The following is a 22848-nucleotide window of genomic DNA, read 5'->3' as shown; positions in this document are numbered from 1 at the left end:
TTGTCTGGCGGCCATAGCGACGTGGAACCACCTGAATCCATTCCGAACTCAGAAGTGAAACATGTCAGCGCCGATGGTAGTGTGGGGCCTCCCCATGCGAGAGTAGGACACCGCCAGGCTCCTATTACGACAGAAACCCCAGCCCAAAAGGCTGGGGTTTTTTCGTATTCATGATTGCTTATAATTCAATCGTTTATTCTTTTAGAATTGCTATGAATTACAGACTGGTTATATCTTTCCGTTATACTTTGGTCTGATCTAGTCTTGTTGTACCTGCGTTTTCCCTGTTAGATTGGCCTATACATTAGTAGTAAGTAAGGGAAAACATTATGAAAAGAACAACGATTAGTATTGCAATAGCCTCTATTGTTTCAATTCCTGCAATCTCTCAAGCTCAAGACACTGAAACCACAACGCAAATCGCTGAACCTGAGCGTATTCAAGTTATTGGTTCACGTTTAAGTGTGCGCACCGCAACGGAAGGTTCTGCTCCTGTTGATATTATCTCGGCTGAAGATCTCGTGGCAGCAGGCTTCACTGAAACTGCAAAAGCCTTACAGTACGCAGTACCAAGCTTTAACTTTCCTTCGTCATCTATTACTGACGGGTCTGATGCGGTAAGGCCCGCTTCTCTGCGTGGTCTTTCGCCTGACCACACGCTAGTACTGGTAAATGGTAAGCGCCGCCACAGCAGTTCACTTGTACATTTGAACGGTACTACCGGACGCGGTAGCTCAAATGCAGATTTAAACGCAATTCCAATTTCTGCGATTAAACGTATTGAAGTATTGCGTGATGGCGCATCTGCCCAATATGGTTCTGACGCTATTGCCGGTGTTATTAATATTGTACTGAAAGACAATGCACAAGGCGGAGATCTTAACCTAAGCGTTGGGCAAACCTATGAAGGTGACGGTGAGCAGGTTAAATTACACGGTAGCTTTGGTGTAAACCTTAACGACCGCGGTGCCATTGTATTCTCTGGTGAATATCATGATAAAGGCAGAACGAATCGCGCGGGTTTAGACCCTAGACAGCAATACCCTCTCGTTGACGGTGAGCCGGATCCTCGGGAAGAAACCTTTGATCGTGAAAGTCATCATGTTGGTGATGCCGAGTTCGAAAACATTGGTTTGTTCTTTAATGCGGACTATCAAGTTGGAACCGGTGAACTATATGCATTTGGTGGCTTTAGCGAACGCACTACAAAATCAGGCGCGTTCTATCGCAGAGCACTTGATGCTCGCAACGTAATTGATGTTTACCCAGATGGTTTCCTGCCGCTATTAGCCCCGGATACTAACGATATCTCAATTGCTTCAGGATATCGCTTTGATCTTGGTAACTGGTACGCCGATGCTTCAGTAGTATACGGTGAAAGCGAATTTAACTATCGCTTGGAAAATTCCTTGAATGCCTCTTTTGGAGCGGCTTCGCAAACCGAGTTTGATGCCGGTACCTTAGTGCATGATGAGCTTAATATTAGCTTTGAGCTTTCGCGTTTGTATGAATTCTACAACTACTCCGATTTATCGGTTGCGTTCGGTGTAAGTTATCGCGAAAACGGCTATAAGATCGAAGCGGGTGAGCCTGCCTCATACGAGGATGGCGGTTTTGATGGCCGTGCCGCAGGTAGCCAAGGTTTTACTGGTTTCCGGCCTGATTCAGAAATCAACGAATCGCGTGATAACACAGGTTTATACGTAGAGCTTGAAAACCAATTAACTGAAAAATTCCAGTGGGCAGCTGCTTTACGATATGAAGATTACTCTGATTTCGGTAACAACACGAGTTGGAAAGTATCAGGCCGCTACGCCATTACTGATCAATTAGCGCTGCGTGCAACGGCAAACACTGGTTTCCGAGCGCCGGGCGTACAGCAGCTCTACTTCACTAATATCTCAACTTTGTTTGTGAATCGTGATGGTGAGCTAGTGCCTGAACAATCGGGAACATTCAATAACCTGAGCGATGTAGCACGTGAACTGCAAGTGGGTACGTTACAGCCTGAAGAATCACAAAGCTTTAGTGCCGGGGTAGTATGGAATGGTTACAACGGTTTATCATTAACCGTTGATGCGTATCAGATTGAGATTGATGATCGCATCATCCTTTCAAGCTCGTTGATTCCAAGCGATTCGCCTGCTGTAGCCGATGCGTTAGAGGCGGCTGGTGCTGATAACGCGCGTTTCTTTATTAATGCTGTGGATACCACAACTCGCGGGCTCGATATCGTGTTGGCGAAGCAATACGATTTAGGCGAGTACGGTAGCTTGAAAGCACAAGCTGCATACGGTTACAACGAAACCGACATTGATGCCGTGAATCTTCCACAGATTCTAGATGGCCTAGAAGATAAGCTGTTTAATGGGGTTGAGCAAACCCGCATGACGCGCTCAGTTCCACGGAACAGTGGTACATTATCGTTCACCCATGACTACGATAAATTACAAACACACTTAGCATTTAGTTACTTCGGTGATTATATTTTAGAAAACAATGCGGGTACGCAAACAACCTTTAGCGGTAAATGGATCGCGGATCTTTCGCTCCGATACCAAGCTACAGAGGCAGTTGCAGTTAGAGTGGGTGCCCAAAACTTGTTTGATACCTACCCAGATAAGCAACTACCGGAAAACCAATTTAACGGTATTTTCTTATACCCGAATACCAACGCTCCGTTTGGGTTCAATGGTGGGTATTACTATGCTGAAGTAAGCTACCGCTTCTAAAAACATTGTTGCTCCACAATAGAAAAGCAGCCTAAGTTTCAATGCTTAGGCTGCTTTTTCATATGCAAAATACGCTAAATTTTAGTAAAAACCGCTAATAGCGCCGCACATTTCAGCTTTTTCGTTTGATTCAAAGACCTTCAGTAGGGCTGAAAGCCTTATATATCCGCTCCCGTTTTGAAATATTCAACTTTGGCACGAAAACTGCAGTATTTATCCTAGAAATGAAAAAGCTATCAAATGAAATGATAGTATTTACCTAGGAGAACGGCATGAGAACCTTTTTACTGATTTTATTGATGGTGGCACTACTGGCTCTATTCGGCCCAACCTTAGTTGGCTTTATTATGAGCTTGCTGGCGGTTGTTGTTGTACCGTTATTCGTAGTTGCGTTGCTTGCTGGTATTGCTTTTGTGGTGGGTATCGCGCTATTCGGTAGCACCGTACTGGCAGTAGCCATAGCTTCAGCCGTGTTAGTGTTGGTTGGCTTCAGCTTATTCTGGCCAGTATTGCTTATCGCTTTGGTTATATGGATATTTAGCCGAAATCGTACCCAAACTGCTTAAAATTGGTTAAAGTGATTTCCTAATTATAATAAATGGGAAATCACTATGCGTAGAATATTGCACATTACCATCATAAGCCTTTGCATTGCGCTTCTGGCGGTAGTATCACCTGCCTTCGCCGAGGTTGAAGTAGAAAGCCTGTGGTTACGCGAGAGTATTCCGGGGCAGCCAAACGGAGCCGGTTTCGGTACTTTGCGGAATAGTGGTGAGGAAGATGTTCTGTTGGTGGCTGCTAGCAGCTCTATTGCAGGTGATATCCAGATCCATCAGCATGTGCGCGAAGGTGAGCAGATGCGAATGGAACAAATGGATGCACTCGTAGTTCCCGCGGGTGAATCGGTTTCATTGCGGCCCGGAGGCTACCATCTAATGCTAATGGAGCTAATAGGGCCGCTTGTTATTGATGAACAGCACGAAATTATACTGATATTTAGCAATGGAAATGAGATTACTGTTACCGCGCCGGTAAAGGCATTGGTAACGAATCATCATGGTGGCCATTAGGAATTAGGCGTACACCTTAGGTTCGCTTTGATTGGTAAAATACTGGTAAACGTTCTGAAATTACTTGGTAAACTTGTAGAGTTTAAAGTATTAAAGCCAACGAAAAACGCTCGGGAAATGGAGAAAGTTAAACCGATGAAAAAGATGTTAAGTATTACTGCGGCAACTTGCTTAGTTGCATTATCGGCACCAGCGTCAGCTGATGTGCTATTTAGTTTAGAAGCAGAAGCACAATATTGGCAAGCAGATGCCAGCGGTTATCATACTTATGCGCAAACGGTAAGTAGCGGTGATATTTATGATTGGAAAAAATCAGGACAATTAGGGTTTGGTGCTACCTTTACCCATTTTATCCCGTTACTTCCGAACGTTAAATTTGAAACCCAAGAACTTGAATTTGGTGGCGAGCATAGTAATGGTGTCGATACCGTAAATATCGATTTAGGTCATGAAACCTACACGTTGTTTTATGCGCCGTTCGATAATGATTTAGTGGCTATACATTTTGGTGCAAGCTTAAAACAAATTGATGGCTACGTAGGTGAAAACTACGGTATGAGCGACCAGCCTCTTTGGCGCATAGATGAAGATGTTGTGTCGGCTTATCTGAAATTAGCTGCAGGCTTGCCGTTTAGCGGCCTTTCTGTGGTGGCGGAAGGGCATATTGGCTCTTTTGGTGACCATGATTTACACGATATTCAAGGTGCCGTTCGTTATCGCTTCTTGGATAGTTTAGTATTTGATGGATATGCAAGCATTGGTTATCGTTCCGTTAAAATGGACTTTGAGAACGGCAATGATTTTACTACCAATTATGAATTTACTGGGCCGTTTGCCAGCGTATCATTACGCTTTTAATGACTAAAAGAAAAAAGGGCACTTCAATTTTGAAGTGCCCTTTTTTGTTGTGCGGCATTTAACGCTTAGAAGTAAGACACTACGGCATCGGCTTCCATCTGGTAACCAACTAATGCTAATTCAGAGTCTTTATGTTCTACGGTTAGGGTTCCAGTTACCCAAACAGCATCATAAGTTACCGGGTAAGGCACGCCTTCTGGAAAAGTAACATGAATGATTTGGTTTGGCGGTGGTGGCGGCACATGGATACAGGCGCCAAAGTATGGCACAAGTAAAAATTCAGTGATTTTCCGATCATCACCCTCGAGCTGAACCACATAACCAGGAATTTTTATTTTTTGCCCGTCAAGTTCAGGAACTACCGGTGCGTCAAGTTCGGTTTGTACCTGAAGATCAGGGTTTTGCTCATAGAAAATAGGATCGCGCACGGCAGGCGCTTCCCAATCAGAAGGCTTTAATTCATTCCATTTCAGTTCACGTACATCGGCTTGTGCGGCGAATGCCGTGAGGCATAACGTAGCCGCGCTGAGTAAACCTATTTGCTTTAAAAATCTCATTTAAACCCTCATGGATAAACCATCACTTAGCGAGTTTCGATAAGCTCGCCAAGCTGGAATTAAGCTAATGAAGAAGCCGGCAACAAACACGATAGCAAGGCGTAACCATTCGGCATTTGAAATGCCGCTTAGTTCCACTACTATGCCAAAGCTGGATTGAATCCATGGCGCTAACGTGAAGATGAAACCGTAAAGTAAACCAACGCCAACAGCCATACCTGCAAGGGTGAGCACCATGGTTTCACTGACTAACAATGTGAATATAGTGCCTGGCCCAGCGCCGATTGAGCGTAACACGGCCATTTCTCGGCGGCGTTCGCGTAAACTTGCCAATATAGTTGCGAGCATACCCAGTAGGCCTGCTAATAATACAAAGCCAGATACTACTGAGAGAGCCCGTTCGAAACCGCTTAGTGTTCGCCAAAGTTCGTGCAGGGTTGAGCCGGGCATGATTGCTGTAAGCGGCTCTTCCCGATACGTATTGATTTCACGCTGCATGAATATAGCTCGCGGTTTACTTTGCAAGCCTACGAAAAAGGCACTAATGCCGGGAATTGGTGGCTGTGCATCATGCTCATACGCAGTATGCTCGTGGCTTTCGTGTTCATCGTGTTCGTGGGCACCATGCTCATGCGCATCATGCTCGTGGCCTGCATGCTCACCGTGTTCATGGGCATCATGGCTGTCGCTATCATGGTCATCATGAGCGTGATCATCAGTACCGCCATGCATAATATCGAGATCCCGAAGGCCTACGTAAATCGCCTGATCTACAGGCGTTCCCGTGCGCTCTAATACACCAGCAATATGCATCGGGTGATCATCATGCTCATGGAAGCTTACACTACCGGTGCCGTGAGCAATAACGAGATCGCTACCCACTTGTAAATTGAGTTGGCGCGCAACTTCAGCACCAACAACCGCTTCACCGCGTTGAAAAGCTTGGCCTGAAGCGAATGTTAAAGATTGTTGCTGAGCGTACCGAAAATGTTCAAAGAATGTAGGCTCTGTCGCCACAACTGGATAACCACGTACACTGTCGCCAAGGGCGATCGGAACGCTCCATGCTACTTGGCTGTTGTTGGCCCAATGTTGGTAGGTTTCCCAAGTGATATTATTAGTCGGGTTGCCAATATGAAATACAGAATAAAGTAACAAATTAACCGAGCCGCTCCGCGCCCCGACAATTAAATCGGTGCCAGATATCGTGTTGGCAAAGCCCGAACGTGTTTCTTGACTTACGCGCTCAACACCAAGCAGCAACATTACGCTGATGGCAATGGCCATAAGGGTTAATACTGCATTTGATTTTCGGCTCAGAAGGCTAGCAGCCGCAAGTTTCGCTATCCGCATTATGCCTCCCCACCTTCAATACTGGTTCCTTGATTAATCTGAGCAAGTTCAACAATACGATCGAAGTGATGGCTAAGCGTTGTATCGTGCGTAACAAAAACTAAGGTTATGTTTTGTTGCTCACATTCTTCATTCAGCAAATTCAAAAAGGTATCGCGTGCATCGGTATCTAGCGCAGAAGTAGGCTCATCAGCAATGATAAGTTCGGGCGCGCCGATAAGCGCTCGTGCTGCTGCCACACGCTGCTGTTGGCCCACACTTAAATTACCTGCTGGCTTTTCCCACAGCTCAGAAGCGATACCTAACCGTGTTAGCAAACGCTCACTTTCAGCACGAGCGGATGTGTTCCGCTCGTTAAGCCGTTGCCCTCGGGATTTGGAGAAATCGATAGCAAGCAGTACGTTTTGAATAACGCTCAAATAGGGAAGAAGATTAAACTGTTGGAAAATATAGCCGATATGATCGGCGCGAAACTTATCGCGCTTACGTTGTGATAATTGGCTTAGATCTTTATCGAGTACCGTTAATGTGCCCGATTGAACTGCATGTACCCCAGCTAGAAGCGAGAGTAATGTTGATTTACCACTGCCACTTGGGCCGCGCAATAAAATGCGTTCGCCGCTTTTGATAGCAAGTTCGGCAATATCAATAGTAGGCTGTGATTGACGCGGCCAGCAGAATTTAATCTGTTGGCCACGTATACACAAGGTAGCCATACCGCTACTTATTTCTTCTCTTGGGCGCGAGCATAAGAGGATTCAATTTCCTCTTTCGCTTCTTTAATATCGCCCCAACCTTCAACTTTTACCCATTTGCCTTTCTCTAGCTCTTTATAGCGCTCGAAGAAATGCGTGATTTGGGCACGAAGTAGCTCAGGTAAGTCATTCACATCTTCGATGTGATCGTATTCTTTGCTAAGTTTGCTCACTGGAACCGCAACGATTTTCGCATCTTCACCCGATTCATCGCTCATTTTCAGAACGCCAACTGGGCGGCAACGAATTACGCTACCAGGTTGTAAAGGATGTGGCGTAGGAACTAAAACATCTACCGGATCGCCATCAAGTGACAAAGTATCGTTTACATAACCATAGTTACATGGATAAAACATTGGAGCTGTCATAAAGCGATCGACAAATAGGGCGCCAGAATCCTTGTCCACTTCATATTTTATTGGGTCTGCGTTCGCAGGGATTTCAATAATTACATTGATTTCATCTGGCAAGTTTTTGCCTGCTGGTACATCGTTCAAGCTCATGTTTTGTTCCTTTGGTATCTAAATTAAATTCGTTTTAATTAAAGCTATCCGGCTATATCGCTCGATTATAGCGAACCTTTGTGATTCAACTCAAAGCAATCTAACCATTATTTTTAGTTACAGGGCGCATCTGGCCGCTCGCACTTGAATTTTTTAAAATAATCTAAGCATATATCTACTTCGTTGCGAGAGCCCATAACCACTGAAACACGCTCATGAATGTCCGTAGGCTGTAACGACATAATGCGCTCATATCCGGTACTTGAACGCCCACCCGCTTGCTCTACCAAAAAGCTCATTGGGTTTGCTTCATACATTAGGCGTAACTTACATGGTTTATCTGGATTTCGGCAATCCGCAGGATAAGCAAATATGCCTCCGCGCGATAAAACACGATGCACGTCGGAAACCATCGCTGCGTTCCAACGCATATTGAAATTCTTTTTCCGAACGCCTTCTGCGCCGCTCAGTAAATCAGCGATGTAGCGTTCCATTGGATCTGTCCAGAAACGGCGATTCGACATATTAATGGCGAACTCTTTGGTATCTTCTGGAATTTTTACCTGTTCAACGGTAAGAAGAAACTCGCCCACGGTATGGTCTAAGGTGAACATGCGAACACCTTTGCCGGTAGTGAGTACTAACATCGTTGATGGACCATACAAAATGTAGCCCGCTGCTATTTGTTCATCACCGGTTTGTAGAAATAACTCGGTGCCTTCAGCTGGGTGATCGGGTTTTTCAAGAATTGAAAAAATAGTGCCAACGGAGCCATTGATGTCAATATTTGAACTGCCATCAAGCGGATCGAAAGCAACTAGGTATTTTGCATCTGGGTTACCCATGACTACAAAATCTTCTTCTTCTGAAGCAACCGCGTGCACAAGGTTAGTTTCCAGCAGCATGTTTTTAATCAGCTGATTGGAGACAACATCCAGTTTTTTCTGGGTTTCACCTTGAATGTTTTCCTCAAGTGTTGAGCCAAGGGTGCCAGCTAAGCTGCCTTGATGGAGCAGGTGAGATATTTCTTTCGTTGCAGTGAGCAACGTATTGATCACGGAAATTAAGTGCAAAGGAACATGGTCATTGTTCAGAACGGGAATCAAGCGTTGCATGATTAGCCTCTGGTTGTCGTTTAGATGTTGCCGGAAACGCCCGCAAGTTTACCTTAAAACATCGTTCGATGCCTCCTTTTTGCGCATTCATTGCGCAGGCTCCTTACACGTAAGCACAGATGCTTAGAAATAAATGAAGTGGTATGATTAGAGGTTCTTATGATTCAGCAAAGGCAACAAATGAAGCATATTCATATTCTTGGAATTTGTGGCACATTTATGGGCGGTATTGCTGCTCTGGCGAAGGCGCTTGGTTACAAGGTAACCGGCAGCGATAGTAATGTTTATCCGCCAATGAGCACGCAGCTTGAGAAGCTGGGTATTAGCTTGTTCCAAGGCGATGATATGGCGCAACTAGAGCCTCGCCCTGATTTAGTTATTATTGGTAACGCATTAAGCCGAGGCCACCCAATTGTTGAAGACGTTTTAGAACAAAAGCTCCGGTATCAATCAGGGCCGCAATGGTTAGGTGAAGAACTTCTGCGCGAGCGCCATGTTTTGGCCGTATCAGGAACCCATGGAAAAACCACAACGGCCTCTATGTTAGTGTGGGTTTTAGAGCAGGCGGGTTTGAACCCAAGCTTCTTGGTCGGCGGTGTTGTGCAGCCCTACAACGAAACGGCGCGGCTAACGGATAGCCCCTATTTTGTTATTGAAGCCGATGAATACGACACAGCTTTCTTTGATAAACGTTCAAAGTTTCTACACTACTTTAGCAATACGCTGGTGATGAATAATTTGGAATTTGATCATGCCGATATTTTTTCTGATTTAGCAGCAATCCAACAACAGTTTGCTTACGTTTTACGCACGGTACCTAAAAATGGTCAGGTTATTTATCCCGCTGCGGTAACCGCGTTATCAGAGGTAGTTGCGAAGGGTTGCTGGTCGGAACAAGTGTGCACGGGCAACAACCAAGCTTGGGACACTGAATTATTGAATTCGGCTGGCAGCGCCTTTGTGGTGCTTCATAAAGGTGTTGAAGTGGCCCGCGTAGAATGGGATCTTATTGGCACTCACAATGTTGAGAACGGCCTTATGGCCATAGTGGCGGCGGCACAAGTTGGCGTGACACCCAAGCAGGCGGCAGAAGCATTAAATCGTTTCACCTCCCCGGCACGCAGGCTACAATTGCGCGGTAAAATTGCTGGCGTGCGTATTTATGATGATTTTGCACATCACCCTACGGCTATCGCTACTACCTTACAGGCAATGCGAGCGCATGTTGGGCCTGATGCTCGAATTCTAGCTATTTTTGAGCCACGCTCAAATACGATGAAGGCTGGGGTGCATAAAGATACATTAGCAGCTGCGTTCAGTGACGCCGATGAAGTTTATGGTTTACAGCCTGAAGGCGCTAAATGGCAACTCGCAGAACAACTGAAGCCGCTTATCGAGCCAAGGAAAACAGAAGCCCAGCAAAAGAACATACCCGTATGTATTCGTGAGAATGTGAACGATCTTGCCAAAGCGATTGTTCAGGGTTTTCAAGAAAGAAATGAGAATATGGGTAACGCAGGGCAAGCTGTTGAAGAATATTGGGTTGTGATGAGCAATGGCGCTTTTGGTGGCATTCACCAAATATTGCTAAATAGCCTTACGCAAATAACCGCTACAGAAGAATCAAACGGAGTAGCAACGTGACATCACAGTTCTCGTCTCGTTCGGCTGAACAAGCTGCGAGCACACAGCAAAACCAAGATAATCGGATAACATTAGCGATAACCGGCGCTTCGGGAGCACCTTATGCGTTACGTTTACTCGAATGTTTGCTCGCGCAAGATCAGCAAGTGTTGCTGCTGATCTCGAGTGCTGCACGAGTTGTTTTTGCTACGGAAGAAAATCTTAAGGTTCCCGGCGCGCCAGATGCGGCACAACAATTTTTCTGTGAGCACTTTAAGGTTTCTGAAGAGCAGCTCAAGGTATACGGAAAAGAGGAATGGTTTTCACCTGTAGCCTCAGGCTCAGCCGCACCAAAACGCATGGTAGTTTGCCCTTGTTCAACAGGCACCTTAGCTTCTATTGCTACCGGCGCTAGCGATAACCTTATTGAACGCGCTGCGGATGTGGTGTTGAAAGAGCGCGGGCAACTCATTATGGTGCCACGAGAAATGCCCTTGCACAGCATTCATCTTGAACACATGCTTACGCTTTCACGTATGGGTGTTACCATTATGCCTGCGGCACCAGGCTTTTATCACCAGCCACAATCAATTGCCGATTTAGTAGATTTTGTTGTGGCGCGGATTCTCGATCACCTAGGCCTTAACCAGCAGCTTGTAAGCCGCTGGGGCTACGATCAACGCAATTCATAATTTCGAATTTTTAACCGGAGTAGCGCATGACCAATGCACTAGAAATTAAAGGGCTGCGGAAAATTTATCGCGGCGGCCTTGTTGCCCTCAAAGGCGTAGATTTAATTGTTCGAGAGGGTGATTTCTACGCCTTGTTAGGCCCCAATGGTGCGGGTAAATCAACCACCATCGGCATCATTTCCTCGTTAGTGAATAAAACCGAAGGTTCGGTAAAAGTTTTTGGTTACGATCTCGATACCCACATTAATGAAGTAAAACAACATATTGGCTTAGTGCCGCAAGAATTTAATTTTAACCAGTTTGAAACCGTAGAGCAGATAGTGGTGAATCAGGCGGGTTATTACGGCGTTTCTCGCAAGTTAGCGCGCGAACGCGCGGAAAAGTACCTTACTCAACTTGGGTTGTGGGAAAAGCGTGATGATCGGGCGCGAACCCTTTCGGGTGGTATGAAGCGCCGTTTAATGATTGCTCGTGCCTTGTTGCACGAGCCAAAGCTGTTAATTTTAGATGAGCCAACAGCGGGTGTGGATATTGAGCTACGCCGTTCAATGTGGGAGTTTTTAACGCGCATTAACAAGCAGGGCGTAACTATCATTCTTACTACTCATTACTTGGAAGAAGCGGAAATGCTTTGCCGCAATATCGGTATTATTGATAAAGGCCAGATCATCGAAAATACAACGATGAAATCGCTTTTAGGTAAGCTGAATATCGAAACCTTTGTGCTCGATCTGGAATCAAGTGAAAAAGCGCCGGATATAAAAAGCGCCACGGCACGGATTATTGATGATCACACGATCGAAGTTGATGTGGCGAAATCAGCAGGTTTGAACTCAGTATTTAATGAGCTTTCAGAGCAGGGCATCAAAGTGCTTTCCATGCGGAATAAAGCAAACCGTTTAGAAGAATTGTTCGTGAATTTAGTTGAACAAGGCCGTGAAACGAAGGAGCAGGCGTAACATGAAAAACCCGATTCATTTCACCGCATTAAAAACGATTTGGATAAAAGAATGCACCCGTTTTTTACGGATTTGGGTGCAAACGCTGGTACCGCCAGCAATTACCATGACCTTATATTTCATTATTTTCGGTAGTTTGATTGGTAGCCGTATTGGTGAGATGGGTGGTGTGAGCTATATGGAGTTCATCGTGCCGGGCTTGATCATGATGTCGGTGATTACCAATGCTTATTCCAACGTAGCCGCTTCATTCTTTAGTGCCAAATTTCAGCGCAACCTTGAAGAAATGTTGGTAGCGCCAGTATCGAATATCACCATAATTCTCGGTTATGTGGGGGGCGGTGTTGCGCGTTCATTGATCGTTGCGGTGATTGTAACCATTGTTTCCGGTTTCTTTGTTGAGTTGAACATACAAAGTTACGGCATGATTATTATTACCGTGCTGCTAACAGCAACGTTGTTTGCACTGGGTGGTTTATTAAATGCAATGTTTGCCAAAACCTTCGATGATATTTCAATCATTCCAACCTTCGTGCTAACGCCGCTCACCTATCTAGGTGGGGTGTTTTATTCCATCACGTTGTTGCCTGATTTCTGGCAAGCGGTTTCGCAAGTTAACCCTATCATCTATATGGTCAACGGTTTCCGTTATGGTTTTATCGGCGTTTCTGATATTGCGCCAACAGTGGCGATTGGCGTGTTGGTAATCTTTAACCTAGCGTTCTTTGTCCTTGCCTGGTGGTTGTTACGCCGCGGCACAGGAACGCGTACGTAAATTATTATGGAAACAGCGAACTCCCGCGCTATAACCAGCAATCAGTTGGGCGTGCATATGGATATTCCACGCTTAGTTGCGAAGTATTGGCAGAGTACCTTTCTTAAGCCAGTAGCTGCACATAGCGCTGAGGCCTTTGCTGAGGTTGAAAGAAAACTAGCTACATTTAGTGGCCCGCTGATTCTTGATTCTTGCTGCGGTGTGGGCGAGAGTACCGCGGAAATTGCACGGCGATACCCTGAAGCATTAGTGGTGGGCGTTGATAAATCGGCTCACCGTTTGGGCAAGCACGTGTTTCACAGTAAATCGGGCGGGGGCGAATACTTGCTGGTGCGCGCTGATCTAAATGACTTTTGGCGTTTAGCGCGAGAGGCAGGATGGCAGCCGGTAAAGCATTTTATTCTGTACCCGAATCCGTGGCCGAAGAAGAAGCATTTAGGCCGCCGTTGGCACGGTGCACCCGTATTTCCGGAACTGGTGCGGTTAGGCGGCGAAATAGAACTTCGCAGCAATTGGCCTATTTACCTGCAAGAGTTCGCGTTGGCACTTGAATGCTGTGGTATTCATAGCGATTTGCAAAAACTCGCTGAGAACGTGCAGCCCATAACGCCTTTTGAACGTAAGTATCAAGCGAGCGAACAGGCACTTTGGCAACTCACGGCTAACTTGCAAGGCGCTGCGCTTGTATCGCCCGCAGAGATAGCGCGTTTAACGGCGCTAGCGGAAACGAATGCAGATGTGCTAAAGTCTGCGGCTCGAAAAACTTGGTCAGGAGATGCGTGTGGCACCTAAAACCACAGCGGAAGTGAGTATGGATGCGCTCTATCGAATCTTCACGGTTCCAGAAGCGCCTGATTCCACACTTGGTAAAATTGAACAGCATTTATCGGAAAATCTCGAAGGGTTTCTCGCTTCGCATATCGTGACGCAAGAACGGCCCTTACACGAGATCGAGCACGATTTTGCCTACAGTGATATTCCTGAACAGCCTGAATTCGTATCGGATCATACCGATGTGTTACTGAAAAAGCTGGTTGCACAATCAGTACACACGGCATCTCCCCGCTTTATTGGCCACATGACATCGGCACTACCTTATTTTTTATTGCCGCTGGCAAAACTCATGGTGGGCCTGAACCAGAACTTAGTGAAAATCGAAACATCGAAAGCTTTCACACCTATGGAACGCCAAGTTCTCGGCATGATGCACCACTTAGTTTATGGTGAAAAGAAACCGTTTTATGACCGCTGGATGCACAGTGCCGATCATTCTTTAGGTGCGTTTTGCTCAGGCGGAACGATTGCCAATATCTCCGCCTTGTGGGTAGCACGAAACAACTTATTGGCACCTGATGGTGATTTCACGGGAGTTTCTGCTGAAGGCCTCGCTGCGGGTTTACAACACTACGGCTACAACCGCTTAGTGGTTCTGGTTTCCGAGCGTGGCCACTATTCACTCAGCAAGGCCGCTGATGTTCTTGGTATTGGCCGAAAGAATATTGTGAGTGTGCCAGCTGATGATAATAATCGAATTCAAATTAAAGAATTACGTGCCGCTGCTGCCAAAGTAACCCGTGAAGGCGGGCGTGTGATGGCCATTGTTGGTATTGCTGGCACCACTGAAACAGGGCACGTAGATCCGCTCGAAGAAATTGCAGCGATTGCCGCTGAATACAATGCCCACTTCCATGTTGATGCCGCGTGGGGTGGCGCTACCTTGATGTCGAACACCCATCGGAACTTATTGGCGGGTATTGAACTTGCTGATAGTTTAACCATTGATGCGCACAAACAGATGTACGTGCCAATGGGGGCCGGTATGGTGTTATTTAAAGATCCTTCGTTAGTAAGTGCTATTGAACACCACGCTGAATATGTGATTCGCCGTGGTTCGAAGGATTTAGGTAGCCACACAATGGAAGGTTCTCGGCCAGGAATGGCAATGTTGGTATATTCAGCGCTGCATGTAATGGGGCGTAAAGGGTATGAGTTGTTGATCGATACCAGCATTGAGCGGGCAAAAGATTTTGCGGCATTAATTGAACAGCAAGATGATTTTGAAGTGATTACACACCCAGAACTGTGTTTGCTTACCTACCGATATGTGCCAGCCGAGATTAAACCTCTACTTGCGGAAGCAAGTGCAGAGCAAATTGCGGTAATAACACCACATTTAAATATTCTCACCCGTTACATTCAGAAAACGCAGCGTGAAAACGGCCGCTCTTTCGTATCACGAACTAAGCTAACGCCACCGCAGTATTATCGTGAGGGTACGTTGGTATTCCGTACCGTGCTTGCGAATCCTTTAACAACAAACGAGATGTTGGCTGATATCATTGTAGAGCAGCGAGAAATCGCGGCTACTGCGCCATCGTTACGCAAACATATCATTGATGCCGCTGAGCGGGCCGGCTTAAAAACAAAGTAGGCGGTGAGGAAGGCTAGCTACCTAAAAGCTAGCCTAACGTTACTTCTAGGTTATCAATCAGTCGAGTTTTCCCTAAATAAGCCGCAACGAGAATAACCAAGGCGGTATCATTAGCTGCCGCTGGCGCGAGATCTTGTTGCCGGCGGATACTTACGTAATCCGGTGTAAAACCTGCCGCTTTTAGTTGTTGTTGGCTTTCTTGTTCCAATCTCCTAACATCTTCAGTGCTTGCAACACCGTGCTTCAGCATAGCCTGTTGCGCACTTTGCAGCACCGCATATATTTGCGCCGCTTGTTGTCGTTGTGAGTCGTTGAGATAACCGTTGCGCGAACTTAACGCTAAACCATCGCTGGCGCGTTCCGTGTTCACGCCATGAATATTGATGGGAAGTGATAGATCTTCGGCCATTAGGCGGATCACGAGAAGCTGCTGGTAGTCCTTTTTGCCAAATACGGCATGATCCGGCTGCACCATATTGAATAGCTTACAAACAATGGTAGCGACACCGCGAAAATGTCCCGGCCGCGATGCACCACAAAGCTCGTTACTGATGCGTGGCACCTCAACGAAGGTCTGCTCACTTAAACCTCTGGGATACACCATTTCTGTAGTTGGCGTAAATACGGCATCAGCACCGGCAGCCTTGAGCTTCTCCATGTCCGCTGAAAGCGTTCGAGGATAGCTATCTAAATCCTCGTTGGCACCAAACTGCATAGGATTTACATAAATACTCACAATTACTTTGTCAGCTAGCGTGCGTGCGTGCTCAACAAGGCGCAAGTGGCCTTGGTGCAAGTTGCCCATGGTTGGAACGAAGGCAATACTGGCGCCAGATTTAACCCATGCTTTGCGTGTGGTGCGTAGTGTTTCTAAGCTCTCTAAATGCAACATGGGCCTCTCCTTTTTTGCGCCTTTGCGCTTGTACTTTAAGAGTTAAAGCTATGTTCTGGGCCGGGAAACGCACCGCTTCTTACTTCATCAACGTATGCTTCAACTGCCGCGGTTAAGCTATCGCGGCCGGCCAAAAAATTCTTAGTGAATTTAGGTAAGTAATCAGCGTTCATGCCAAGCATATCGTGCATCACCAAAATTTGGCCATCGGTTTTATTCCCTGCACCAATCCCAATTACTGGAATATCAATCGCTTTAGCAACCGCTTCACCGAGTGAACTTGGAATACACTCAACAACCAGTAACTGTGCGCCTGCCGCTTGTAGGGCGCGAGCTTGGTTCACTAACGCCGCCGCGCTATCCTCGTCGCGTCCTTGTACTTTATATCCGCCCACAACGTTCACAGATTGCGGTAGCAAGCCTAAGTGAGCGCATACAGGAATACCTTGGCGAGTGAGTGCTTGCACGGTTTCTACTAACCATTCACCACCCTCAAGCTTCACCATATTAGCACCGGCGCGCATCAGCTCAGCGGCTTCGAAACAAGCCGTGCTAGGGTCGGGGTAGGTCATAAAGGCCATATCAGCTATCACAAAGGCATCAGGAGCCCCGGCGCGTACACATCGCGTATGGTACGCAACTTCGGCAGTAGTTACCGGCACCGTTGAATCTAGGCCCTGCAACACCATGCCTAAAGAATCACCTACGAGCATGACATCAATACCACAAGTGGCAAATAATTTAGCGAAACTCGAATCATAAGCGGTGAGGGCGGTAATTTTTTTACCCTCTTGCTTCATTTTCAATAATCCAGCGGTGCGAATACGGCTCATTGTAGTGTCCTATTGCTTAAAGCTTGGGGCCGGCGCAAGAATTCGTAATTCGTTGTCCGGAATAGATAGTGCCAACGACTTTACCGATTTTCCATTGGGTAAATCAAGCTCGGGCGCTATTTCAGCTAAAGGTATTAATACAAATTCACGTAGCTCTATGCCCGGGTGCGGTACTGTTAAACGTTCATGATTGATAACTAAATGATCGGCTAACAGGACATCCAAATCTAACGTACGTGGGCCCCAATGCCGTTTGCGCGTGCGGCCATGCTGGTGCTCTATCTGCTGTAATAGATCGAGCACGCGCAGCGGCTCTAGTTCGGTTTCGAACGTGGCAACCGCATTTACATAATCAGGCTGATCTTGCGGGCCCATGGGTTTGCTATGGTAAAGCGACGAACATTGCAAGTTATGCACATCAGGATGCACATATAGGTTTTGTAGTGCTGAAGCGATGGCTTCAGCGGGCTGCTGCAAGTTCGCTCCCAGCCCGATATAAAATTTAACCATTGGTATTTTTGCGTGGTGCTCTGCGGCGGCGTGGGCGGCGAGCTGGCTTTGCAGCTACGTTGGCAACTTCACTCGGGTTTTGCTTCTGTAGATTAGTCCAGAATGCCCCGAGCTCTTCCAGCGTCTTATCGTTTTCTACGCGTGCGCGTAGCAATAAGAAATCATAACCGGCACGGAATTTAGGGTGCGTAAGCAACCGAATGGCGCGGCGCGGGCTTGTTTGTTGCAAGCGAAGTTGGAGCAACCAAATATCGCGCATAGGAATACTAAAGCGCTTCGGAATGGCGATACTGCGTACTTGCCGGGTTAGCGTATCGGCGGCCGCGATCTGCATCGCATCATAAGGGGGTAAGCCACTTTCTTGCACGATTTCTTCCGAGCGAGCCGACATTGGGTACCACAATAAAGCCGCAAATAAATACGCAGGATTTACGCCTTTTTCTTGGCCCAAACGCTTGTCGGTATCGGCGAATACTTGGCTTGCCATCCGATACTCTAAGCTATCGTGTTGCTTCAACACTGATTTCAAAACTGGGAACAGATATTGGAATAAATTAAGTTCAGTAAGGCGTTCGAAGTTGGCCTGTGCTTTCTGATTGAGGAATAGCTTTAAAAACTCTTCGAATAAGCGTGCTGGCGGAATGTTATCGAGTAGGTTGGCTAACCCACGGATCGGCGCTTCGGTTTCTTTTTCTAGGCGTAGGCCTAGCTTTGTTGCGAAACGAACTGCACGCAGCATACGCACCGGATCTTCACGATAACGCTGTTCAGGGTCGCCGATTAAACGCAACAAGCCTTGCTCGAGATCGGCAATACCGTTAGCAAAATCATAGATAGCGAAATCAGCAATTGAGTAATACAGCGCATTAACCGTGAAATCGCGTCGTTGGGCGTCTTCATCGATCGTGCCATAAACGTTGTCGCGTAGGAGCATACCTTCATCGTCTTGCTTGGAAATATGCTTTTTCTCGTCAGCCCCATGCTTAGCGTTACTATCATCTGCATGATGGCCCCGAAAGGTTGCTACTTCGATTACATCGCGGCCATAAACAATGTGGGCTAAACGGAAGCGGCGGCCAATTAAACGGCAATTGCGAAAAAGCGATTTTATCTGTTCTGGGCTGGCATTGGTGGCAACATCAAAATCTTTTGGTGTTACACCCAGCAATAAATCGCGAACACAGCCGCCTACAAGATAGGCATCGAAGCCACCCTTGTTTAATCGATAAAGAACCTTCAACGCATTTTCAGAGATATCCTGACGTGAAATAGGATGTTCCGATCGTGGAATTTTAATGGGCTGTGGTAATGTTTTGCCAGGTTTTACCGCGGTTTTCCCCGGGAAAACTTTCTTAGCAAATGTTGCGAGTTGCTTAATAATTGCCGTGCTCCTCATAGACTTAGGCTATGTACAATTTGCCAACAATTTTAACCTAATTTTCCCAGAGGGGCTACGTATTCAACCATGCTTCTTTGGCTAGTTTACTGTATTTAGCTTGTTTTGCTGCCAAGTTTCGGTGGCAGCAGACAAATATCCGGAAATTGAATCGAAATTATCGATATGGGGCAATACCAAACCTAAGGCTCGTGCAGCGGCCATTAAATTTGCTTTCGCTTCTCGATTTGCTATAGCAGGCGCATGATTTTGTTTACTGAGCTTGCGGCCATCATGACCGATAACCAGCGGCAAATGACCAAGGCGAGGTAACGGCTTCGCTTGCCCGTTGAGTTGATTTAACTGATTAAACTGTTGCCATAACGTGAGTTGCCAACCGGAAGCGTGCAAAAGATCTTCACCTCGCACAATATCGGTTATTCCGCTGGCATAATCATCACTTACTACAGCGAGTTGATAGGCCCAAAGGCCATCACGACGGCGCAAAATAAAATCTTCTGTGGCCTGCTCTTTCGCAAGATCAACGACACCATGCCAGCGATCTTGGAGTTGAAGTACCGGATTTTTGTTAATAAGGCGAACAGAAGCATTACTTGCACTTCTATTTAATTCACGGCAATGACCATCATAGCTTTCGCCCCGCGCTTTGATTTGCGCACGAGAGCAGGTGCAGTAATAACAAAGGCCTTCAGCGCTTAATTGCCCTAACCAATCGAGGTATCGCTCACTGTTTTCACTTTGCCAGCTGACGCTTTCATCCCATACCAAACCATGGGCTTCGAGCTGCCTTAAAATGATATCGGCGGCGCCAGGAATTTCACGAGGTGGATCAATATCTTCAATGCGAACAAGCCATGAGCCTTGATGGGCTCGGGCATCAAGATAACTACCTAAGGCGGCAACTAAAGAGCCTGCGTGTAGCGGGCCGGAAGGGCTTGGCGCAAAACGGCCGCGATATACTCGCTGCTGCGAGTTATCTTGGCCGCTTGAACCAATAGGGTATTGCTGAGCGTTATTAGCCGTTGTTGCCATTTGGCATGACTTTTAATAACACAGGTAGCATTAGGAACCACGCATTTGCTTTTCGCGGATCTCAGCCAAACTCTTACAATCGATACATAAATCAGCAGTTGGCCGTGCTTCAAGACGACGAATACCAATCTCGACGCCACATGATTCGCAGTAACCAAAATCATTGCGTTCGATTAATTCTAGTGTTTTTTCGATTTTCTTAATTAACTTACGTTCACGATCTCGGGTTCGCAATTCAATTGCAAACTCTTCTTCTTGGGCTGCACGATCTACTGGATCGGCATAGTTTGATGCTTCTTCCTTTAAGTGACCTACGGTACGGTCAACTTCAGCACGTAGTTGCGCTCTCCAAGTTTCAAGAATTCGACGAAAATGATTACGTTGAGCATCGCTCATATATTCTTCGCCGTCTTTTGCTTGGTAAGGCGCTAATTCCGCCTGTGCAAGCACCCCATGCGCTTTCTTTTCCTTAGCCGCATCAGACATGTTTTATATCCTCCAGGAGGCGATACCTTCCTAAAATTGAGCCCACTTCATAAAATCGATGGGCATGTATATCAGAAAAAAATAAAGCGCGCAATTTAATCACCGAGCCAATTTATTGGGGCTCGGTAATCGCTTTTCAAGGTTAATTCTGCAAATAACTGCTCACACAAGTTATTTTCTCATTATTCAATTGGAAAACTATTTCCAATACTTCTACCCCGGCTTTCTTGGCTTGCTCCACTAGGTCAGCATATTCGGGATCAATGTGTACTGCCGGAAGTACAGAATGGATCCCTGAATGTAATATTGCGTATGCCAAGATGGCCCGATGGCCTTCTGCTTTCATTTGCATGAGCGCGTGCAAATGCTTCTTTCCTCGCGCAGATACCGCATCGGGGAAATAACCTTGGTTATTGCTAAGCAAGGTAACGGATTTAATTTCAATATAGGTATCTGCCTTGCCAGCGCCAGAAAGCTTTATGTCTACCCGGCTATTCTCCGCATACTTAACTTCGCGCTGTAGTTTCTCATAACCGGCTAAGTGAGGAATGATGCCATTGTGGATAGCTTCGGCTACTAGGCTGTTCGCTTGTCCGGTGTTTACGCAAATCCAGTGATCATCTTTGCTGTGGGTTAGTTCCCATGTATAGGGGTACTTGCGTTTGGGGTTTGCGCTGGTGCTGTACCAAACTTCGCTGCCGGGTTCGGCACATCCGGTCATTGCCCCAGTGTTCGGACAGTGAATGGTAATGATGTCACCATTTTTAATTTCTACATCGGCCAAGAAACGTTTGTACCGACGGTGTAGAATAGCGCGTTGTAGCGGTGGATCAAATTGCATCAGTGGTAGGTTTCCCGTTACAGTATCCCTTGAAATTCATTCCTTTCATTTTGAAAGTCGGGTTTTGAATATCAGTTACTATATACCGATATTTCAAGCCCTCAGTTTCCAAAAGATGGCAACATACGCGGAGAACATTATTATGTCTAGTGCTGTACAAGTTCATTTAACGAAAACCCCAGCCCCAGAAAACTACCGGGGCAATAGCCGCTGCTATCTTACCGATGCCGGTATGCATATTGTATTACAAGGTGAAGAAGAATTATTACTTCGTAGTATTCAACAGGCGGGCCGCAAGCTCGATCAACTAGGCATCACCGCAATAGCGCCGAGCGGTGATGGTTGGAGCCTTGATCGGCAATGGGCTTTATCACAGGGGTTCACCGATACTCGAAACACTAACCATATTGAGTTTTTAGAAGCCGATAAACCTCAGCTTCAAGCCATTACCGATGCGGTGCGTTGGAGCCGTGAATTAATTAACTTACCATCTTCGGAAATATATCCGGAAGAATTAAGCGAGCGTGTAGTTGAAAAGCTTGTGCAAGCAGGCGGAAAGCACATTCAATATCGCATGATCGTGGGTGATGATCTGTTGCAAGAAGGGCGATTTGGTATTCATACGGTTGGTCGCGCAAGTGCGCGTAAGCCGGTTTTACTGGAGCTTGACTACAACCCAACGGGCGATGCCGAAGCGCCAGTAGATTTTGCGCTCATTGGTAAAGGTATTACCTTCGATACCGGTGGTTATAGCATTAAAAGTAACGAAGGCATGGTTGCGATGAAATGCGATATGGGTGGCGCGGCTACTGTTTCTGCAGCGTTGCTACTGGCTATTAAGAATGGTTTGAATAAGCGCGTGCAATTATTGCTATGTTGTGCGGAAAACATGATTGATGGCACGGCATATAAGAACGGCGATATTATTACCTACAAAAATGGCGTTTCGGTTGAGGTTGTGAATACCGATGCCGAAGGCCGTTTAGTATTAGCCGACGGTTTATTGCGGGCGGGTGAACTGGGCGCAAAGAAAATTATTGATGCAGCAACGTTAACGGGCGCAGCGCAAGTGGCAGTAGGCACCGAATACAATGCGTTATTTAGTGTCGATGAACCTTTCGCTGAATTTGCTCTACAGGCCGCAAAAGCAGAAGCTGAGCCATTATGGCGCTTACCACTAACGCCTTGGCATCAAGAGAATTGCCCGTCAGCATTTGCCGATACGGCAAACAGCAAACCTATTAAAGGTGGCGGCGCTGGCGGTGCAAGTAACGCAGCGGGCTTCTTGCTGCGCTTCGCACCGAACAAAGGCGAGGGTTGGCTGCACTTTGATTTAGCCGCCGCTTATCACGGTAATGCAAATGGCCTGTGGGCAGCTGGCGCTACGGGAATTGGTGTACGCAACATTGCGCGTATTTTAACGACAGCCAAGTAA

Annotated in this window: 22 protein-coding genes, 1 rRNA gene and 1 pseudogene; 12 read left to right on the top strand and 12 right to left on the bottom strand. The window is 46.5% G+C overall.

The window, feature by feature from the left end; translation table 11 throughout:
• The first annotated feature begins 3 nt into the window (after window positions 1-3).
• The 5 genes from rrf (at window position 4) to CWE13_RS10090 (ending at window position 4660) form a co-directional block, all read left to right on the top strand.
• A 5S ribosomal RNA gene (rrf, locus tag CWE13_RS10110) occupies window positions 4-119 on the top strand.
• Window positions 120-329: 210 nt separating this feature from the next.
• Window positions 330-2732: a TonB-dependent receptor plug domain-containing protein gene (locus CWE13_RS10105; protein WP_126808299.1), complete on the top strand. Its 2403-nt coding sequence runs from the start codon at window positions 330-332 to the stop codon at window positions 2730-2732.
• Window positions 2733-3004: 272 nt separating this feature from the next.
• Entirely contained in the window at window positions 3005-3298 is a 294-nt protein-coding gene (locus CWE13_RS10100; protein ID WP_126808297.1) for a hypothetical protein, read from the top strand.
• 45 nt (window positions 3299-3343) lie between these two features.
• On the top strand, window positions 3344-3802 hold the full coding sequence (locus CWE13_RS10095) for a copper chaperone PCu(A)C (RefSeq protein WP_126808295.1): 459 nt from the start codon (window positions 3344-3346) through the stop codon (window positions 3800-3802).
• A gap of 135 nt (window positions 3803-3937) precedes the next feature.
• On the top strand, window positions 3938-4660 hold the full coding sequence (locus tag CWE13_RS10090) for a TIGR04219 family outer membrane beta-barrel protein (RefSeq protein ID WP_157980957.1): 723 nt from the start codon (window positions 3938-3940) through the stop codon (window positions 4658-4660).
• Between the two features lie 65 nt (window positions 4661-4725).
• Here the strand turns inward: CWE13_RS10090 and CWE13_RS10085 are convergent, their stop codons facing one another.
• The 5 genes from CWE13_RS10085 to CWE13_RS10065 all read right to left on the bottom strand — a co-directional run bounded on the left by CWE13_RS10085 (window position 4726) and on the right by CWE13_RS10065 (window position 8943).
• Complete coding sequence (locus CWE13_RS10085; RefSeq protein WP_126808291.1) at window positions 4726-5217, bottom strand: DUF3299 domain-containing protein; 492 nt, start codon at window positions 5215-5217, stop codon at window positions 4726-4728.
• Window positions 5218-6570 carry an ABC transporter permease gene (locus CWE13_RS10080; RefSeq protein WP_126808289.1) on the bottom strand — a complete coding sequence of 451 codons (1353 nt, stop codon included), beginning with the start codon at window positions 6568-6570 and terminating at the stop codon, window positions 5218-5220. It abuts the gene before it with no gap.
• On the bottom strand, window positions 6570-7286 hold the full coding sequence (locus CWE13_RS10075) for an ABC transporter ATP-binding protein (RefSeq protein WP_126808287.1): 717 nt from the start codon (window positions 7284-7286) through the stop codon (window positions 6570-6572). The genes CWE13_RS10080 and CWE13_RS10075 overlap by 1 nt, the downstream gene beginning before the upstream one ends.
• Window positions 7287-7294: 8 nt before the next feature.
• Window positions 7295-7828 (bottom strand): inorganic diphosphatase, encoded by a 534-nt coding sequence (ppa, locus tag CWE13_RS10070; RefSeq protein WP_126808286.1) that lies wholly within the window; start codon window positions 7826-7828, stop codon window positions 7295-7297.
• Between the two features lie 113 nt (window positions 7829-7941).
• Window positions 7942-8943 (bottom strand): class 1 fructose-bisphosphatase, encoded by a 1002-nt coding sequence (locus CWE13_RS10065; protein ID WP_126808285.1) that lies wholly within the window; start codon window positions 8941-8943, stop codon window positions 7942-7944.
• 180 nt (window positions 8944-9123) lie between these two features.
• Here CWE13_RS10065 and mpl point away from each other — a divergent pair, with 180 nt between their 5' ends.
• From mpl to panP, 6 genes and pseudogenes are all read left to right on the top strand, one after another.
• Window positions 9124-10587, top strand: coding sequence for a UDP-N-acetylmuramate:L-alanyl-gamma-D-glutamyl-meso-diaminopimelate ligase (gene mpl, locus CWE13_RS10060; protein WP_126808283.1), 1464 nt, complete (start codon window positions 9124-9126; stop codon window positions 10585-10587).
• A complete protein-coding gene (locus CWE13_RS10055; protein ID WP_126808281.1) occupies window positions 10584-11258 on the top strand; it encodes a flavin prenyltransferase UbiX in 675 nt (224 codons plus the stop codon). The genes mpl and CWE13_RS10055 overlap by 4 nt, the downstream gene beginning before the upstream one ends.
• A gap of 26 nt (window positions 11259-11284) precedes the next feature.
• Complete coding sequence (locus CWE13_RS10050) at window positions 11285-12217, top strand: ABC transporter ATP-binding protein (protein WP_126808279.1); 933 nt, start codon at window positions 11285-11287, stop codon at window positions 12215-12217.
• A 1-nt stretch (window position 12218) separates the two neighbouring features.
• On the top strand, window positions 12219-12992 hold the full coding sequence (locus tag CWE13_RS10045) for an ABC transporter permease (RefSeq protein ID WP_126808277.1): 774 nt from the start codon (window positions 12219-12221) through the stop codon (window positions 12990-12992).
• Window positions 12993-12998: 6 nt separating this feature from the next.
• Window positions 12999-13661 (top strand): annotated as a pseudogene (gene trmB / locus CWE13_RS10040) (tRNA (guanine(46)-N(7))-methyltransferase TrmB); the annotation flags it as partial.
• Window positions 13662-13773: 112 nt separating this feature from the next.
• Window positions 13774-15423: a pyridoxal-dependent aspartate 1-decarboxylase PanP gene (gene panP / locus CWE13_RS10035; RefSeq protein ID WP_126808273.1), complete on the top strand. Its 1650-nt coding sequence runs from the start codon at window positions 13774-13776 to the stop codon at window positions 15421-15423.
• Window positions 15424-15451: 28 nt separating this feature from the next.
• On the opposite strand, the gene panC is transcribed toward panP, so the two are convergent.
• The 7 genes from panC to sfsA form a co-directional block, all read right to left on the bottom strand.
• Entirely contained in the window at window positions 15452-16315 is an 864-nt protein-coding gene (gene panC, locus CWE13_RS10030; protein ID WP_126808271.1) for a pantoate--beta-alanine ligase, read from the bottom strand.
• Between the two features lie 35 nt (window positions 16316-16350).
• Complete coding sequence (gene panB, locus CWE13_RS10025; protein ID WP_126808269.1) at window positions 16351-17148, bottom strand: 3-methyl-2-oxobutanoate hydroxymethyltransferase; 798 nt, start codon at window positions 17146-17148, stop codon at window positions 16351-16353.
• A gap of 9 nt (window positions 17149-17157) precedes the next feature.
• Complete coding sequence (gene folK, locus CWE13_RS10020) at window positions 17158-17658, bottom strand: 2-amino-4-hydroxy-6-hydroxymethyldihydropteridine diphosphokinase (protein ID WP_126808268.1); 501 nt, start codon at window positions 17656-17658, stop codon at window positions 17158-17160.
• Complete coding sequence (gene pcnB / locus CWE13_RS10015) at window positions 17651-19054, bottom strand: polynucleotide adenylyltransferase PcnB (RefSeq protein WP_126808266.1); 1404 nt, start codon at window positions 19052-19054, stop codon at window positions 17651-17653. Before pcnB ends, folK begins: the two co-directional genes overlap by 8 nt.
• An 81-nt stretch (window positions 19055-19135) precedes the next feature.
• Window positions 19136-20086 carry a tRNA glutamyl-Q(34) synthetase GluQRS gene (gene gluQRS, locus CWE13_RS10010; RefSeq protein WP_126808264.1) on the bottom strand — a complete coding sequence of 317 codons (951 nt, stop codon included), beginning with the start codon at window positions 20084-20086 and terminating at the stop codon, window positions 19136-19138.
• 30 nt (window positions 20087-20116) lie between these two features.
• The gene (dksA, locus tag CWE13_RS10005) at window positions 20117-20572 is read right to left on the bottom strand and encodes an RNA polymerase-binding protein DksA (protein WP_126808262.1); all 456 of its coding nucleotides are present in this window, start codon (window positions 20570-20572) and stop codon (window positions 20117-20119) included.
• A 142-nt stretch (window positions 20573-20714) separates the two neighbouring features.
• Entirely contained in the window at window positions 20715-21413 is a 699-nt protein-coding gene (gene sfsA / locus CWE13_RS10000; protein WP_126808260.1) for a DNA/RNA nuclease SfsA, read from the bottom strand.
• A 142-nt stretch (window positions 21414-21555) separates the two neighbouring features.
• Here sfsA and pepB point away from each other — a divergent pair, with 142 nt between their 5' ends.
• Window positions 21556-22848: an aminopeptidase PepB gene (pepB, locus tag CWE13_RS09995; RefSeq protein WP_126808259.1), complete on the top strand. Its 1293-nt coding sequence runs from the start codon at window positions 21556-21558 to the stop codon at window positions 22846-22848.

This window comes from Aliidiomarina shirensis (assembly GCF_003987345.1).
GTDB lineage: Bacteria > Pseudomonadota > Gammaproteobacteria > Enterobacterales > Alteromonadaceae > Aliidiomarina > Aliidiomarina shirensis.
The sequence above is the reverse complement of the archived record's forward strand: the minus strand, read 5'-3'. Positions and strand labels throughout refer to the sequence as shown.